This is a genomic window from Halobacillus salinarum, assembly GCF_022919095.1.
Taxonomy (GTDB): Bacteria; Bacillota; Bacilli; order Bacillales; family Halobacillaceae; genus Halobacillus_B; species Halobacillus_B salinarum.
In genome coordinates this window covers 4147263-4162500 of the sequence record NZ_CP095073.1, presented here as the reverse complement: position 1 = coordinate 4162500, position 15238 = coordinate 4147263, and the positions used below count along the sequence as shown (strand labels likewise).

General features: G+C 47.9%; 15 protein-coding genes, 2 tRNA genes and 2 rRNA genes (1 of these 19 running past the window's edge). 15 read left to right on the top strand and 4 right to left on the bottom strand.

Going from position 1 to position 15238, the window contains the following annotated elements:
• From MUN89_RS21280 to MUN89_RS21235, 11 genes are all read left to right on the top strand, one after another.
• A 23S ribosomal RNA gene (locus tag MUN89_RS21280) occupies positions 1 to 2856 on the top strand (it extends 64 nt beyond the left edge of the window).
• A 98-nt stretch (positions 2857 to 2954) separates the two neighbouring features.
• Positions 2955 to 3068 (top strand): 5S ribosomal RNA (rrf, locus tag MUN89_RS21275).
• 201 nt (positions 3069 to 3269) lie between these two features.
• Positions 3270 to 3346 (top strand) — tRNA-Met (locus tag MUN89_RS21270).
• A gap of 153 nt (positions 3347 to 3499) precedes the next feature.
• Positions 3500 to 3576 (top strand) — tRNA-Asp (locus tag MUN89_RS21265).
• Positions 3577 to 3692: 116 nt separating this feature from the next.
• Complete coding sequence (thiL, locus tag MUN89_RS22055) at positions 3693 to 4241, top strand: thiamine-phosphate kinase (RefSeq protein WP_318036106.1); 549 nt, start codon at positions 3693 to 3695, stop codon at positions 4239 to 4241.
• A 79-nt stretch (positions 4242 to 4320) separates the two neighbouring features.
• On the top strand, positions 4321 to 4674 hold the full coding sequence (locus MUN89_RS22050) for an AIR synthase-related protein (protein WP_318036105.1): 354 nt from the start codon (positions 4321 to 4323) through the stop codon (positions 4672 to 4674).
• 2 nt (positions 4675 to 4676) lie between these two features.
• Positions 4677 to 5132, top strand: coding sequence for a tRNA (adenosine(37)-N6)-threonylcarbamoyltransferase complex ATPase subunit type 1 TsaE (gene tsaE / locus MUN89_RS21255; protein ID WP_244710212.1), 456 nt, complete (start codon positions 4677 to 4679; stop codon positions 5130 to 5132).
• On the top strand, positions 5129 to 5815 hold the full coding sequence (tsaB, locus tag MUN89_RS21250) for a tRNA (adenosine(37)-N6)-threonylcarbamoyltransferase complex dimerization subunit type 1 TsaB (protein ID WP_244710210.1): 687 nt from the start codon (positions 5129 to 5131) through the stop codon (positions 5813 to 5815). Before tsaE ends, tsaB begins: the two co-directional genes overlap by 4 nt.
• The gene (gene rimI, locus MUN89_RS21245) at positions 5815 to 6258 is read left to right on the top strand and encodes a ribosomal protein S18-alanine N-acetyltransferase (protein ID WP_244710208.1); all 444 of its coding nucleotides are present in this window, start codon (positions 5815 to 5817) and stop codon (positions 6256 to 6258) included. The genes tsaB and rimI overlap by 1 nt, the downstream gene beginning before the upstream one ends.
• Entirely contained in the window at positions 6255 to 7301 is a 1047-nt protein-coding gene (gene tsaD / locus MUN89_RS21240; RefSeq protein ID WP_244710206.1) for a tRNA (adenosine(37)-N6)-threonylcarbamoyltransferase complex transferase subunit TsaD, read from the top strand. Before rimI ends, tsaD begins: the two co-directional genes overlap by 4 nt.
• A gap of 140 nt (positions 7302 to 7441) precedes the next feature.
• Positions 7442 to 7996 carry a cysteine hydrolase family protein gene (locus MUN89_RS21235; protein ID WP_244710204.1) on the top strand — a complete coding sequence of 185 codons (555 nt, stop codon included), beginning with the start codon at positions 7442 to 7444 and terminating at the stop codon, positions 7994 to 7996.
• Positions 7997 to 8278: 282 nt separating this feature from the next.
• Here the strand turns inward: MUN89_RS21235 and MUN89_RS21230 are convergent, their stop codons facing one another.
• Entirely contained in the window at positions 8279 to 10216 is a 1938-nt protein-coding gene (locus tag MUN89_RS21230) for an ABC-F family ATP-binding cassette domain-containing protein (protein ID WP_305852432.1), read from the bottom strand.
• A gap of 170 nt (positions 10217 to 10386) precedes the next feature.
• Between MUN89_RS21230 and moaC the strand changes: the two genes are divergently transcribed.
• From moaC to MUN89_RS21215, 3 genes are all read left to right on the top strand, one after another.
• Positions 10387 to 10875: a cyclic pyranopterin monophosphate synthase MoaC gene (gene moaC / locus MUN89_RS21225; RefSeq protein WP_244710202.1), complete on the top strand. Its 489-nt coding sequence runs from the start codon at positions 10387 to 10389 to the stop codon at positions 10873 to 10875.
• Between the two features lie 13 nt (positions 10876 to 10888).
• Positions 10889 to 11545 carry a redox-sensing transcriptional repressor Rex gene (locus tag MUN89_RS21220; protein WP_244710200.1) on the top strand — a complete coding sequence of 219 codons (657 nt, stop codon included), beginning with the start codon at positions 10889 to 10891 and terminating at the stop codon, positions 11543 to 11545.
• Between the two features lie 95 nt (positions 11546 to 11640).
• On the top strand, positions 11641 to 13044 hold the full coding sequence (locus MUN89_RS21215; RefSeq protein WP_244710198.1) for an MDR family MFS transporter: 1404 nt from the start codon (positions 11641 to 11643) through the stop codon (positions 13042 to 13044).
• 121 nt (positions 13045 to 13165) lie between these two features.
• On the opposite strand, the gene MUN89_RS21210 is transcribed toward MUN89_RS21215, so the two are convergent.
• The 3 genes from MUN89_RS21210 to MUN89_RS21200 are packed head-to-tail and all read right to left on the bottom strand — an operon-like array spanning position 13166 to position 14650.
• On the bottom strand, positions 13166 to 13717 hold the full coding sequence (locus MUN89_RS21210; RefSeq protein ID WP_244710196.1) for a GNAT family N-acetyltransferase: 552 nt from the start codon (positions 13715 to 13717) through the stop codon (positions 13166 to 13168).
• A 20-nt stretch (positions 13718 to 13737) separates the two neighbouring features.
• Positions 13738 to 13935 carry a YdiK family protein gene (locus MUN89_RS21205; RefSeq protein ID WP_244710194.1) on the bottom strand — a complete coding sequence of 66 codons (198 nt, stop codon included), beginning with the start codon at positions 13933 to 13935 and terminating at the stop codon, positions 13738 to 13740.
• Between the two features lies 1 nt (position 13936).
• Positions 13937 to 14650 carry a CPBP family intramembrane glutamic endopeptidase gene (locus MUN89_RS21200; protein ID WP_244710193.1) on the bottom strand — a complete coding sequence of 238 codons (714 nt, stop codon included), beginning with the start codon at positions 14648 to 14650 and terminating at the stop codon, positions 13937 to 13939.
• Positions 14651 to 14929: 279 nt separating this feature from the next.
• On the opposite strand from MUN89_RS21200, the gene groES reads away from it, so the two are divergent.
• Positions 14930 to 15214: a co-chaperone GroES gene (groES, locus tag MUN89_RS21195; protein WP_244710191.1), complete on the top strand. Its 285-nt coding sequence runs from the start codon at positions 14930 to 14932 to the stop codon at positions 15212 to 15214.
• The last annotated feature ends 24 nt before the right edge of the window (positions 15215 to 15238 follow it).

Here is a 15238-nt window from a genome sequence, read left to right as displayed (position 1 = left end):
ACACCGATATGCTCCGGCAAGCCGTAAGTAGGCTGTGAACCGGAGATTTCCGAATGGGGGAACCCACTATTCGTAATGGAATAGTGTCCATGACTGAATCCATAGGTCATGGACGGCAGACCCGGGGAACTGAAACATCTCAGTACCTGGAGGAAGAGAAAGCAAATGCGATTTCCCGAGTAGCGGCGAGCGAAACGGAAACAGCCCAAACCAGAAAGCTTGCTTTCTGGGGTTGTAGGACACTCCTTTGGAGTTACCAAGAAGAAAGGTAGGCGAATCGATCTGGAACGATCAGCCAGAGCAGGTAACAGCCCTGTAGCCGAAACCTTTCTTCCTCCGGAGTGGATCCTGAGTACGGCGGAACACGAGAAATTCCGTCGGAATCCGGGAGGACCATCTCCCAAGGCTAAATACTCCCTAGTGACCGATAGCGAACCAGTACCGTGAGGGAAAGGTGAAAAGCACCCCGGAAGGGGAGTGAAAGAGATCCTGAAACCGTGTGCCTACAAGTAGTCGGAGCCCGTTAATGGGTGACGGCGTGCCTTTTGTAGAATGAACCGGCGAGTTACGACTGTATGCAAGGTTAAGCCGTGAGCGGCGGAGCCGCAGCGAAAGCGAGTCTGAACAGGGCGAGTGAGTATGCGGTCGTAGACCCGAAACCGTGTGATCTACCCATGTCCAGGGTGAAGGTCAGGTAACACTGACTGGAGGCCCGAACCCACGCAAGTTGAAAATTGCGGGGATGAGGTGTGGGTAGGGGTGAAATGCCAATCGAACACGGAGATAGCTGGTTCTCTCCGAAATAGCTTTAGGGCTAGCCTCAGAATAGAAAGTCTTGGAGGTAGAGCACTGATTGGACGAGGGGCCCCTATCGGGTTACCGAATTCAGTCAAACTCCGAATGCCAGCGACTTTGTTCTGGGAGTCAGACCGTGGGTGATAAGGTTCATGGTCGAGAGGGAAACAGCCCAGACCGCCAGCTAAGGTCCCTAAGTGTGTGTTAAGTGGAAAAGGATGTGGAGTTGCTTAGACAACCAGGATGTTGGCTTAGAAGCAGCCATCATTGAAAGAGTGCGTAATAGCTCACTGGTCGAGTGACTCTGCGCCGAAAATATACCGGGGCTAAACACACCACCGAAGCTGCGGATTGATCTTACGATCAGTGGTAGGAGAGCGTTCTAAGGGCGGTGAAGTCAGACCGTAAGGACTGGTGGAGCGCTTAGAAGTGAGAATGCCGGTATGAGTAGCGAAAAAAGAGTGAGAATCTCTTTCACCGAAAGCCTAAGGGTTCCTGAGGAAGGCTCGTCCTCTCAGGGTTAGTCGGGACCTAAGCCGAGGCCGACAGGCGTAGGCGATGGACAACAGGTGGATATTCCTGTACCACCTCCTTTCCGTTTGAACGACGGGGAGACGCAGGAGGATAGGGAGAGCGCGCCATTGGATGAGCGCGTCCAAGCAGCAAGACGGCCGGATAGGCAAATCCGTCCGGTGGGAACGTCAAGCTGTGATGGGGAGGGAACTAAAGTACCGAAGCTCCTGAGTTCACACTGCCAAGAAAATCCTCTAGTGAGGAAAGAGGTGCCCGTACCGCAAACCAACACAGGTAGGCGAGGAGAGGATCCTAAGGTGAGCGGGAGAACTCTCGTTAAGGAACTCGGCAAAATGACCCCGTAACTTCGGGAGAAGGGGTGCTCCTCTGCCGAGGAGCCGCAGTGAAAAGGCCCAAGCGACTGTTTACCAAAAACACAGGTCTCTGCGAAGCCGTAAGGCGAAGTATAGGGGCTGACACCTGCCCGGTGCTGGAAGGTTAAGGGGATGCGTTAGCTTTTGGCGAAGCGCTGAACCGAAGCCCCAGTAAACGGCGGCCGTAACTATAACGGTCCTAAGGTAGCGAAATTCCTTGTCGGGTAAGTTCCGACCCGCACGAAAGGTGCAACGACTTGGGCACTGTCTCAACGAGAGACCCGGTGAAATTATACTATGCGTGAAGATGCGCATTACCCGCGACAGGACGGAAAGACCCCGTGGAGCTTTACTGTAGCCTGATATTGAATGTTGGTACAGCTTGTACAGGATAGGTAGGAGCCAGAGAAGCCGGAGCGCCAGCTTCGGTGGAGGCGCTGGTGGGATACTACCCTGGCTGTACGGACATTCTAACCCAGGACCGTGATCCGGTCCGGAGACAGTGTCAGGTGGGCAGTTTGACTGGGGCGGTCGCCTCCTAAAAGGTAACGGAGGCGCCCAAAGGTTCCCTCAGAATGGTTGGAAATCATTCGCAGAGTGTAAAGGCACAAGGGAGCTTGACTGCGAGACCTACAAGTCGAGCAGGGACGAAAGTCGGGCTTAGTGATCCGGCGGTTCCGCATGGAAGGGCCGTCGCTCAACGGATAAAAGCTACCCCGGGGATAACAGGCTTATCTCCCCAAGAGTCCACATCGACGGGGAGGTTTGGCACCTCGATGTCGGCTCATCGCATCCTGGGGCTGTAGTCGGTCCCAAGGGTTGGGCTGTTCGCCCATTAAAGCGGTACGCGAGCTGGGTTCAGAACGTCGTGAGACAGTTCGGTCCCTATCCGTCGTGGGCGTTGGAAATCTGAAAGGAGCTGTCCTTAGTACGAGAGGACCGGGATGGACACACCGCTGGTGTACCAGTTGTTCCGCCAGGAGCATCGCTGGGTAGCTACGTGTGGACGGGATAAGTGCTGAAAGCATCTAAGCATGAAGCCCCCCTTGAGATGAGATTTCCCTTACCTCTAAGGTAATAAGATCCCTCAGAGACGATGAGGTAGATAGGTCCGAGGTGGACGCGTGGTGACACGTGCAGCTGACGGATACTAATCGATCGATGACTTATCTAAATTGAAAAGCGGAAGCTAGACATACAACTATGATGTTTCGAGTTCGTTTGAATGTGCACTTATCCAGTTTTGAGGGTTCACCTCAACAATCCAAATGATGTGGTAGTAACGGCGAAGAGGTCACACCTGTTCCCATGCCGAACACAGCAGTTAAGCTCTTCAGCGCCGATGGTAGTCGGGTCGATCCCCGTGAGAGTAGGACGCTGCCACATTGTTTGTATATTATCATCATTTATGGGTAATATAGAAGATATTCCCACACTATCGCGGGGTAGAGCAAGATCGTAAACATCTTGAATTTGCTTCAATGTAGGTCTTGTGAGGAGCGTAAGCTTCTCCGAAACACCTTGCAACGCGACGAACAGTCGAACTGAAAAATTTTATGGGAACTACAAAAGAATTTCCCACACTATCGCGGGGTAGAGCAGTCTGGTAGCTCGTCGGGCTCATAACCCGGAGGTCGCAGGTTCAAATCCTGCCCCCGCAACCATAATATCCAATTAACTACGTCGATTTCACTTCTTTGCTAATTGGAAATAGGAGTCCTGTAAGGGCAACCATAATATCCAATTAACTACGTCGAATTAACTTCCTCAAGGAAGCCATTGTTCGACTTATTGTTATTACATAAACAGGTATTAAAGGTCCGGTAGTTCAGTTGGTTAGAATGCCTGCCTGTCACGCAGGAGGTCGCGGGTTCGAGTCCCGTCCGGACCGCCATTTGAATTGCATACATCAGCCTTAGGAAAATCTCCTAAGGCTTTTATTATGGATTTTTTTATTTACCTTCTTCAATTGGTATAATAATACTAATACATTAAAAGAGGTGGAGTTCTATGGATGAATTTTCATTTATTCAATCCATTCGTCCCTCTGCTTATCATCAGGAGTCTTTAATCAAAGGAATCAATGATGACGCTGCGGTGTTTGAACCGAAAGACAGGCAGGTTGTAACTTCCGTGGATACGATGGTAAATGGAGTGCATTTTTCCAAAGATACAATGGAACCTTTTCATATGGGGTTCCGAGCGCTTGCGGCTAACTTAAGCGATCTAGCGGCAATGGGAAGCAAACCGGCTTTTTATCTGGTATCCATTGTTGTTCCTGACCACTTTATTCAGCAGGAGCTTCATGAGCTTTATAGAGGTATGAGAGAGCTCGCTGAGGAGTACCGCATTGATTTAATCGGAGGAGACACGGTTTCTGGAAAAGAATTGACCATCTCCATTACGGTTATTGGTTATGTGGAAAAAGGGAAAGCCCGTTACCGTTCTCATGCGCAGCCGGGAGATCTTGTGTTTGCAACAGGCACGTTAGGAGATTCCCGCGGCGGCCTCGAGTGCTTATTGAAAGGATTTAACCCTTCTGAGAAGGGGATTATTTAGTAAAGCGGCACAGGCTGCCGGAAGCGCGGGTGGAATTCGCTGCTGCTTTAGCAGCTATCCCCGGGTCTGCTTAAATGACGTGAGTGATGGGATAGCGAATGAGGCGAATGAAATTGCTGAGGCGTCGCACGTCGATCTGCAACTTGACCTAAATAAAATTCCTCATTCGACGGCTTTGCGAACATTGTTTCCTGATGATTATCATCAGTGGATGCTCCGCGGCGGTGAGGACTTTGAATTGCTGGGTACTGTAGCGAAGGAAGATTGGGCGAGTGTACAAAAGGCGGCGGATGATTTAAAATTGCCAGTGCACGAAATCGGACACGTCGAAAAACCATCTTCCCAGAGTGGACAGGTTTTTCTTAATGAAAATGGACAAGTAACGACTTTGAAAAAAGCAGGATATACACATTTGCAGGGAGGAGAGAATTAGCTTTGGCCACGTTTGAAATCTACACATACTCTCCTGAAGAAACCATGGATCTGGCTGAGCGGCTGGGCGAAAAGCTCCTTCCGGGAGATGTTTTAACATTAGAAGGTGATTTAGGGGCCGGAAAAACAACCTTTACGAAAGGTTTGGGACGCGGTCTTGGAGTCAAAAGAACGATTAACAGTCCTACTTTTACTATGATAAAGGAATATCAAGGGAGGCTTCCCTTTTACCATATGGACGTTTATCGTCTCGAGGAAAGTGAGGAGGACCTTGGTTTCGACGAATACTTTTCAGGGGAAGGTGTCACGGTTGTGGAATGGGCGCATTTTATTGAAGAATACTTACCCACACAGCGGCTGGATATTGTGATTAACTCTATCAACGAATCGAAGCGGTTGTTCAAGCTTGAGGCTTCTTCCTCCCGTTATGAAGAGGTTTGTAAGGAGATAATAGGATGAATATTTTAGCCATTGATACGTCTAATTACGTAATGGGCATTTCGATTATGAAAGACGAAGTAGTACTTGGAGAGCTTGTTACGAACATAAAAAAGAATCATTCCATAAGGTTAATGCCGGCCATCGATGAGCTGATGAAGGAAACGAGTATGGCGCCTGAGGATCTGGATAGAATTGTCGTAGCTAAGGGACCGGGTTCCTATACAGGAGTAAGGATCGGCTTAACCACTGCGAAAACGATGGCGTGGGCATTGAATATCCCGGTCGTCGGCGTTTCGAGCCTTGAGGCAGCAGCAAGACAAGGCGCTTATTTTAATGGCTTCATCTGTCCTTTTTTTGATGCGAGAAGGGGACTTGTGTACACAGGTTTGTATGATTCTAAAATGAATGAAGTGAAGAAGGAAACCAATATAGGTATGCAGAATTGGCTGGAGGAGCTGAAAGGCTTGGATCGTCCGGTTTTGTTTATCAGCCAGGATATAGCGCTGCATAAAGAGCAGGTTAAAGAGATTCTAGGCAGCCAAGCCGTGATTCCAGAAGCGCCGTATCATTTTGCTCGGCCTTCACTAGTCGCGCTTGCCGGCAAAAATCAAAAGCCTGGGCCATTGCATGAGCTCGTCCCGAATTATCTGCGGCTGCCTGAAGCAGAAGCCAAGTGGCTCGCCCAGCAGGAGAAGAGCTGATGGCTTCAATCAGACCGATGGAAACAGAAGATATTGAAGAGGTTATGGATGTCGAAAAGGCATCATTTGCAGTTCCCTGGACAGAAGAAACGTTTCGTAATGAGGTGCTTGACAATCCTTACGCCCATTATTTTGTGATAGAGGAAGGTGGAAGGGTGTTTGGATACTGTGGTTTATGGCTGATCATTGATGAAGCTCATATTACCAACATTGCGATTCATCCGGAATTTCGAGGACAGAAATATGGCGAGGACTTGTTCCGCCGGACTTTTATGGAGGCCATTGAAGGCGGGGCGATCCAATTATCTTTGGAAGTCAGAGTCTCAAATACCGCGGCTCAGCATTTGTATAGAAAATTCGGAATGAAACCAGGCGGGATACGAAAACATTATTATACCGATAACGGAGAAGACGCGTTAGTTATGTGGGTGGGGTTAAAATGAACAAAGATCAATATTTACTAGCGATAGAAACAAGCTGTGACGAAACGGCAGTGGCCATTGTTAAAAATGAGCGGGAACTCGCAGCCAATGTGGTTGCTTCTCAAATTGAGAGTCATAAACGTTTTGGCGGTGTTGTACCTGAGATTGCTTCCCGTCACCATATTGAGCAAATAACAATTACGTTGGAAGAAGCGCTTACCGAAGCGAATCTTACCTTAGATGACATAGACGCCATAGCGGTGACTGAAGGACCGGGTTTAGTTGGAGCGCTGTTGATCGGCGTCAATGCAGCGAAGGCTGTCGCTTATGCCAAACAAAAGCCGCTCGTTGGTGTGCATCACATTGCCGGTCATATTTACGCCAATCGTCTTGAGAAGGAGTTTGAATTTCCGTTATTATCTCTCGTTGTTTCCGGAGGGCATACGGAGCTGATACTTATGAAAGAGCACGGCTCTTTTGAGGTGATCGGTGAAACACGCGACGATGCCGCTGGAGAAGCTTATGACAAGGTGGCACGAACGTTAAAGCTCCCTTATCCCGGGGGACCGCAGATCGATCAGCTTGCTCAAAAAGGCTCGGAAGTCATCGACTTTCCCCGGGCGTGGCTTGAGAAGGGCTCGTACGATTTCAGCTTCAGCGGGTTAAAATCAGCAGTGATCAACAAGCTCCATAATGCCAGCCAAAAAGGTGTAGAATACAAGCCGGAAGATGTGGCGGCAAGCTTTCAAGCAAGTGTGGTTGAGGTGTTATCCACAAAAACCTATAAAGCTGCCATGGATTATGGAGTGAAGCAGGTAATCGTCGCTGGAGGGGTGGCAGCAAACCGCGGCCTGCGGGCGATGCTTGAAGAAAAATTCGCCGGATCAGAGATCGATTTGATGATTCCACCGCTGCATTTATGCACGGATAACGCAGCTATGATTGCTGTGGCCGGCGCAGTTGCCTATCAACAGGGACACAGAGCGGGTTGGGATTTAAATGCAAATCCAGGCTTGGACTTAGAGCAGTACGGAGCAAGGAAGAACGAGTCTTTTCACCAATAGTGTCGAAAAAACCTTTATTTTCTGCCATTCTTAATTGAGAATGGCTTTTTTGTTAAGATTTCTTAAATGTAATGAAATGGCGCAGTGAAAGAAGTAGTATAAAAATTAGGAATACAAATTAAGGAAAGGGAGTGCTATAGGTGGAAAAGGCAGCCCTCTTAGTGATTGACGTGCAAAAAGCGGTCGTTGCAAATGCGTACAAACGAGAGGAAATCATCGGCCAGTTAAATGAAGTCATTCGTAAAGCAAGAGAAGAGAAGGTCCCTGTTATTTATGTGCAGCATGAAGATCCGGAAGGTCCTTTAGAAAGAGGAGAGTCCGGCTGGGAACTGCATCCTGAGCTTGAACAGCCGCTCCCATCTGAAGTCGTTGTCCACAAAAGTGTACCGAACGCATTCACCAAAACGAACTTACAGAAAACTCTTGAAGATATGGAAGTCACTCATGTGTATATCGGAGGCGCCCAGACCGATTATTGTGTTGATTCCACCTGCAGAGGCGCTTTTGATTTAGGTTATCACGTCACACTCATCACCGATGGCCATACGACCAATGACGCCGAGCACTTATCAGCTCCTCATATTATTGAGCACACTCAAAAAACGTTGAATAACTTCTGGGGACCCCAAGGATCCATTTCCTTGAAGAGCTCAGAACGGCTGCACTGGATGCAGGACAATAAATCAATCAAGTAAATAGAAAGAGAGCAGTTTCCTATAGGGGACTGCTCTCTTTCTATTTATACACAACCGTATATTTATTCAGTGGATAAGTTATGCACAACAGCTACGAAACAGGAAAGGAATCGCTGTCATTTTTGTGGATAAATGTATACTTAGTTGTGGATAATGTGTATAACCCTGTTGAGAATTATTATTTCAATGAAAGTTATCCACCTGGTCTGTGGATATAGCACACCAGACATACAATCTTATACACACTGCACATAAAAAAACCGTCTCAAACGAGGAGACGGATTAATCTTCATGCAGCTCTTCCCATTCTTCCATGAGCTGCTCGAGCTTTTCATTTAATTGGTGGTTGTCTTCTGTAATGGCAAGCGTTTGTTCATGATCTTGAAACACTTCCGGATCACAGAGGGCGGTGTCATTTTCTTCAAGCTTCGCTTCAATTGCTTCAATTTCACTTTCAATCTCAGCGATCCGGCGATTTCTTCGGCGGTTTTCCCGCTTCGCAGCTTTGTCCTGAGAAAAGGTATCCTTCGCCTGAGGCTCTTCTTTGTTCTTAGATTGCTCGTTTCTGTCTTGCTCCTCCAGCTTTTTCAGTTCGTACTCTTCCTGTTTCTTCGCAGCATAATAGTCATAGTCGCCGAGGAACATCCTCGTTTCATCCGGCTGCATTTCTACGACCTGGGTCGCGATTTTGTTAATAAAATAACGGTCGTGAGAGACAAACAACAGGGTGCCGGGATAATCGACGAGCGCTGCCTCCAGCACTTCTTTACTATCTAAATCCAGGTGGTTCGTCGGTTCATCGAGTACGAGAAAATTAGCTTTTTGCATCATCAGCTTGGCAAGGGACAGCCGCGCTTTTTCACCGCCGCTTAGAGCGGATACGGGCTTTAAGACATCTTCCCCGGAAAACAGGAAGTTGCCAAGCACGGTGCGGATATCTTTTTCATTCGTAAGCGGGTATTCATCCCAAAGCTCCTGAAGCACGGTTTTCTTCGGGTTTAAAATCGTCTGTTCCTGATCATAGTAACCGATCTCCACGTTCGTTCCCAGTTTAATATCTCCGCTGGACACCTGGAGCTGACCGAGAATGGTCTTTAATAGCGTCGTTTTCCCGACACCGTTTGGACCGACGAGCGCCACGGAATCGCCGCGGCTTAAGTCAAGGTTCAAATCGTGAAACAGGCTCGGTCCCTGCTCCTCGTATTGAAAGGCAAGATTCCTCAGCTTCAGTACGTCATTGCCACTTTTTTTGGCGACTTCAAAGCTGAATTTAGCGGACTGGCTGTCCTCTTTCGGTTTATAGAGCTTGTCCATTTTCTCCAGCTGCTTGCGTCTGCTTTGGGCACGCTTACTTGTGGTGGCGCGTACGATATTCTTTTGGATAAAATCCTCCATCCGCTTAATCTCTGCCTGCTGTTTTTCATAACGCTTCATTTCCAGCTCGAATTCCGCTTCCTTCTTCTGCAAGTAGTCACTGTAATTGCCATGATACTTTTTGGAGGATTGGAAGGCAATTTCATAAACGGTGTTTACGATTTTATCGAGGAAATAACGGTCGTGGGAGACGATGACAACGGCCCCGCTGTAATTCTGCAGGTAGCCTTCCAGCCAGGCGAGGGTATCGATATCCAAATGGTTCGTCGGTTCATCAAGAATGAGGACATCAGGAGCAGAAAGCAGAAGCTTCCCTAAAGCAAGACGGGTTTTCTGACCGCCGCTGAGGGTTGAGATCGGCGTGGCCCAATCTTTATCAGAAAAATTCAGTCCGTTTAAGACAGCTTTAATATCTGCTTCGTACTGATAGCCGCCCGAGGTCTTGAAGTTTACCTGCCTTTTATCATAATCACTGAGCAGCTGTTCGTACTTCTGCTGATCATTTAACAACACGGGATCCGCCATCTTTGCTTCCATATCCCGAAGTTCCGCTTCAAGCTTTTTCAAGCCGGCAAAGACCTGCTCCATTTCCTCAAAGATCGACTTGTCGGACTGGAGCCCGGTGTTTTGAGCTAAATAACCGATCGTCGTCTCTTTGGGTTTGAATATGTTACCGGAATCATGGCTGATTTCCCCGGCCATCATTTTGAGCAGCGTCGATTTGCCGGCACCGTTCCGGCCGACGATGGCGATCCGGTCATTCTTTTGTACTTCAAGCTTAATATCCGATAAAATTAACTCGGCGCCAAAGCGCTTCGTTACTTGATTTAATTGCATGAGAATCATGTCGTTTCACCTCAATGCCATAAGTGTATCTTATGTAGGAAGGAAGTAGCAAGGTTCGAGACTCCACTTTGTGAAATCTTTAACGACTTCCTGTTGATTTTTTGGTAGAATAAGAGTAGTCTTTCAGTTACCGAGATTGTGAAATTTTTTTGAACGAAGGAGTGAAGGAGATGGCTGATTTTACCCATTTCAACGAGCAAGGCCGGGCCAGAATGGTCGATATCTCTGAAAAAGGAGAGACCGTGCGGACAGCCGTTGCCCGCTCCAGTGTGCAAGTCAATGAAGTCATTTACAAAAAAATAACCACCAACGATATCGCGAAGGGCGATGTATTGTCTGTGGCCCAGGTGGCTGGGATTATGGCCGCCAAAAATACCCCGGACTGGATTCCTATGTGCCATCCGCTTCCTTTAAAAGGCGTCGATGTGACGTTCGACTGGGATACTGCACAGGGTGGGCCGGAGCTGTTAATCCGGGCTTCAGTTAAAACGAAGGGCAGCACGGGAGTAGAAATGGAAGCGCTAACGGCCGCGTCCGCAGCAGCACTGACGGTGTATGATATGTGTAAAGCTGTCGACAAAGGAATGGTCATCGGACCAACGTACCTGGAGGAAAAAACCGGCGGCAAAAGCGGCGATTTCAAGCGTCAGGACACATAGAGGAGGAGACGAAATGGATCTGGAACAAACTAAGATACCTCAGGCAACAGCCAAACGGTTACCGCTGTACTACCGTTTTTTAAACAATTTACATAGCCAGGGCAAAATGAGAGTCTCTTCGAAGGAGCTAAGTGAAGCCGTAAAGGTGGACTCGGCAACGATCCGCAGAGATTTTTCATATTTCGGAGCGCTCGGGAAAAAAGGCTATGGCTATAATGTAGAATACCTGCTTTCCTTTTTCAGAAAAACGCTCGACCAGGATGAGACGACCAAGGTTGCCTTAATCGGGGTCGGGAATCTGGGGACGGCATTCTTAAACTATAATTTTACGAAAAACAATAATACGAAGATCGAAGTCGCTTTTGACACGAACAAAGAAAGGGTCGGGCAGAAAGTCGGCGGCGTGCCCGTTGAACATATCGACGACCTGGAAAACAAGATCACCGATTTAACAGTGGCCATACTCACCGTACCCGCTTCAGCTGCCCAGGGAATAGCCGACCGACTCGTGGACGCTGGCGTCTCAGGCATCTTAAACTTCACCCCGGCAAGAATTACTGTACCGAACAGCGTGCGGGTGCACCATATTGATTTATCGATTGAGCTGCAGGCGCTCGTCTATTTCTTAAAGCATTACCCGCTCACCGGCGAGGAAGAGGAAGAAGAATAACCAAAAGGAGAACCGATTCGGTTGTCCTTTTTTTGTTTGAAACCCGAAATAAATGTCTAAACAATAGAAGGGACTATAGATGTGGAGGAACGGCTATGAAGAAACTTCCGAACAAATGGCTTGTTGTCGTATCGGTGCTGTTTGGGACATTTACGGTCATTTTAAACAACAGTATGCTGAATCCGACGCTGCCGCGGTTTATCGAGATCTTTGATTCCAATGCGGTGGCAGTCGGCTGGATCTTAACGATTTTTATGGTATCCATGGGAATGACGATGCCGCTGACCGGCTATTTTGGCGAACGATTCGGCAAGAAAAAGGTGTACATTACCGGACTTGCGATTTTCATTGCCGGTTCGTTATCCGGGTTTTTCTCACAAACACTCAGCATGGTGATCATCTCCCGGGCGATTCAAGGGATGGCGGGCGGCTTAATGATGCCGATCGCTATGGCGCTGATCTTTAATTCCTTTCCCCGGCACGAGCGGGGACTTGCGGTCGGCGTGTATGGGGTCGCAGCAATGGTTGCTCCGGCAATCGGCCCGACCATTGGCGGTGTGCTCATTCAATATTTGGACTGGCCGTGGCTGTTTGCCTTTAACATCCCGTTCGGTTTGATGGGACTCTTCTTGTCTGTGAATTTTCTTGAGCGGACAGAGACCGACCCTGAGAAAAAATTTGACCTCGGCGGCTTTCTCATCGTAACCCTTGGGATTGGAGCGGTGCTGTATGCGCTTGGCCGCGGCAAAACTCTAGACAGACTGACTGATCCGGTAAACTTGATCTTAATACTCGGAGGCATTGCCGCTGTCGTCGTGTTTGTCTTCTATGAAAACCGCCAGAAGGATCCACTGTTAAACCTGTCTGTGTTTAAGGTTCCGACTTATGCGGTTTCGATCGTGGCAACGTCATCGGCTTCGATCGGACTGTTCTCCGGGATTTTTCTTTTGCCGCTGCTCGTGCAAAACGTGTACGGCATGAACGAAATCATGACCGGTCTGTTGTTTTTACCAGCGGCTGCAGCGAGCGGCTTGTTTATGTCGATCGGCGGCCGGATCCTCGATAAAAAAGGGCCGAAGTTCGTCGTGCCGCCAGGACTTGCGATTATGGCTCTTTCCACCTTTGGCTTAGGCATGCTGAAGCTGTCGACGCCGTTCTGGTGGATCGTTGTATTAAACACGATCCGCGGCGTCGGCATGGGAATGGGCAATATGCCGGCAACGACTTCCGGTATGAATGCGATTCCTGAACAGCTTGTCGCTCAAGGATCCGCGATGAACAATATTATCAGGCAGGTGTCTTCTTCGTTAGGAATCGTATTTTTCTCGATCTATTACGAAGTGCGGCGCGCGCAGATCTCTTCGCTGCCTGATGTAGATATGCAGGCGGCCACTCTGCAGACGCTGAATGAAGCTTTTCTCGTTTCAGCGGTCGTGCTTGCGATTGCGATGCCAATTACGTTTATTTTAAAAGGTGTGGAAAAGGAACGCGGGAGCTGAGACTCCTGCTGCGTTTTTAATTTTGTGAGGACAGCTGGGAGAGAGTGTTTGCATAAAGGCTTGGAGTGTACCGATCTGACCAACAATAAGAAAAAACCTGCAGGAGAAGACTTCCTGCAGGTTATGATCCCTTATATTTTTCTTTCCACTCGCGGTGAAGAATGCCGTACAAATACATGTCATACGCTTCGCCGTCCCGGAGTATAAATTCACGGTGGGCACCTTCACGGGTAAAGCCGAGCTTTTCATACATTCGAATCGCGGCTGTGTTGTATTCAAATACAGTCAGCTGCAGCCGGTGCAGGTTCAACTCCTGGAACGCGTATTCCATAATAAGCTCCATGGCTTCTGTGCCATAGCCTTTCCCCTGGTTGAGCTCTTCACCGATGCCGATTGTCACCCAGCCGTTACGCTGTGACCAGAGGATGCCTTCAAGCTCGACGTAGCCGATAAACTTGTGGGCTTCCCGCATGGCAAAAAGAAAGTGGTTGTTATCCTTTGAAGCCTGATCGCGCCATTCCTGCAGAGTCGCAAAGGACTTCGGCTTCGGGGGCAGGGCATCAAAGCGTCTGAGGAAGCGGGAATCTGTATACCAGTTGGTTAAAATGTGTAAATCCTCATCGGACAGTGTCGTAAGCTTCAATCGTTCTCCGGCTAATAAATGGTGGGGCATACAGATTCTCCTTTGCTTCGTTATTTCATTGATTTCTGAATACGGATGTAGAGCTGCAGCAAGCGGATTGCGACCGCAATATTAAAGGTGGCAACCGCAGCCAGCAGCAGCGTGGTCACATTCCATATGGTTTCGTGGCCAGCCTGAGCGGCAATATACATAAAGCCAAGGGCTAAGCCAAAGTAAATGAAAGCCATATAGAGGGGTGAAATTCTCATACTACCAAAGGCCTCCAGTTAAGATGGTTTGCATTTGTTCCTGAATTTCGCGGATTTTTTCTTCCGGCAGATTAAACTGTGTCAGCACGACAAGCGAGTTCATCGCCATATGGGCAATAATCGGTGTAATAATTCGTTTTGTTTTTACATAAAGGAAGGCGAAAACGACACCCATGGCGAAATAAACAAAGAGATGGGTTACATCAAAATGGAAAAGCCCAAAGACGAGTGCCGAAATAATGACGGCCACAAAGAAATTCGTCCGTTTATAAAGCGAACCGAAAATAATTTTCCGGAAAATGATCTCTTCCAGAATCGGGGCAAACAGCACCGGGATAAAGATGAATAACGGGGCTTTACGGGCAATTTCCATTAAATTCATCGTGTTTTCAGAAGCGGAACTGATGCCGAACAAGCTTTCAATATAGGCGGCAATCATTTGTGAAAATAAGGCGAGAAAGACTCCGGCGACTGCCCACAAGGTAGTTGAGCCTATGCCGGCTTTGTCGCTTCGCATCGCTGCTTCCTTCATATCAGGACGTAAACTGGCTAGAGCAATAATCGTTGTTAACGCAAAAGTGATGACTGACCAGACGGCAAGCGCCTGATATTTATCGAGACCGGTACCGTTATAAAGCCAGCCGACTCCAACGATGGAAGAAAGCTGAGCAATGACTACATAACTGGCAATGATCCCCCAATAGCGTAATGGCATACATTCACGGCTCCTTTTCATAGTAAAAAAACCTATATAGATAAGAGGCGATTTGATTTTGTGCGCTCTTTTTCTTACTTTATGTATTCTATCACAACTTAAAAACCTGACGTAAGAATAAGGGTTTTCCATGGAAAAAAATATGTAGAAAATTTCGTTTGTTTTTACTTGAAAATCTAGAATGAATTGATTATTATAATAATTGTGTTAGCACTCTTAACTTGCGAGTGCTAACAAACGACAAAAACTGATAATACCTTATCGAGGAGGGTGTCCTAATTGTTAAAGCCATTAGGTGATCGTATTGTTATTGAGTTAATTGAAGAAGAACAAACCACTGCCAGCGGAATCGTGCTTCCTGATTCAGCGAAGGAAAAGCCTCAAGAAGGCAAGGTTGTTGCTGTTGGTACCGGCCGCGTGACAGACAACGGTGAAAAAGTAGCTCTTGAAGTATCTGCTGGCGATCGTGTGATTTATTCTAAGTTCGCAGGTACAGAAGTGAAGTACGAAGGCAGCGAATACTTGATTCTGCGCGAATCTGACGTACTTGCCGTCGTTCAGTAACTACTTAAGCACGTGTAAGACAAT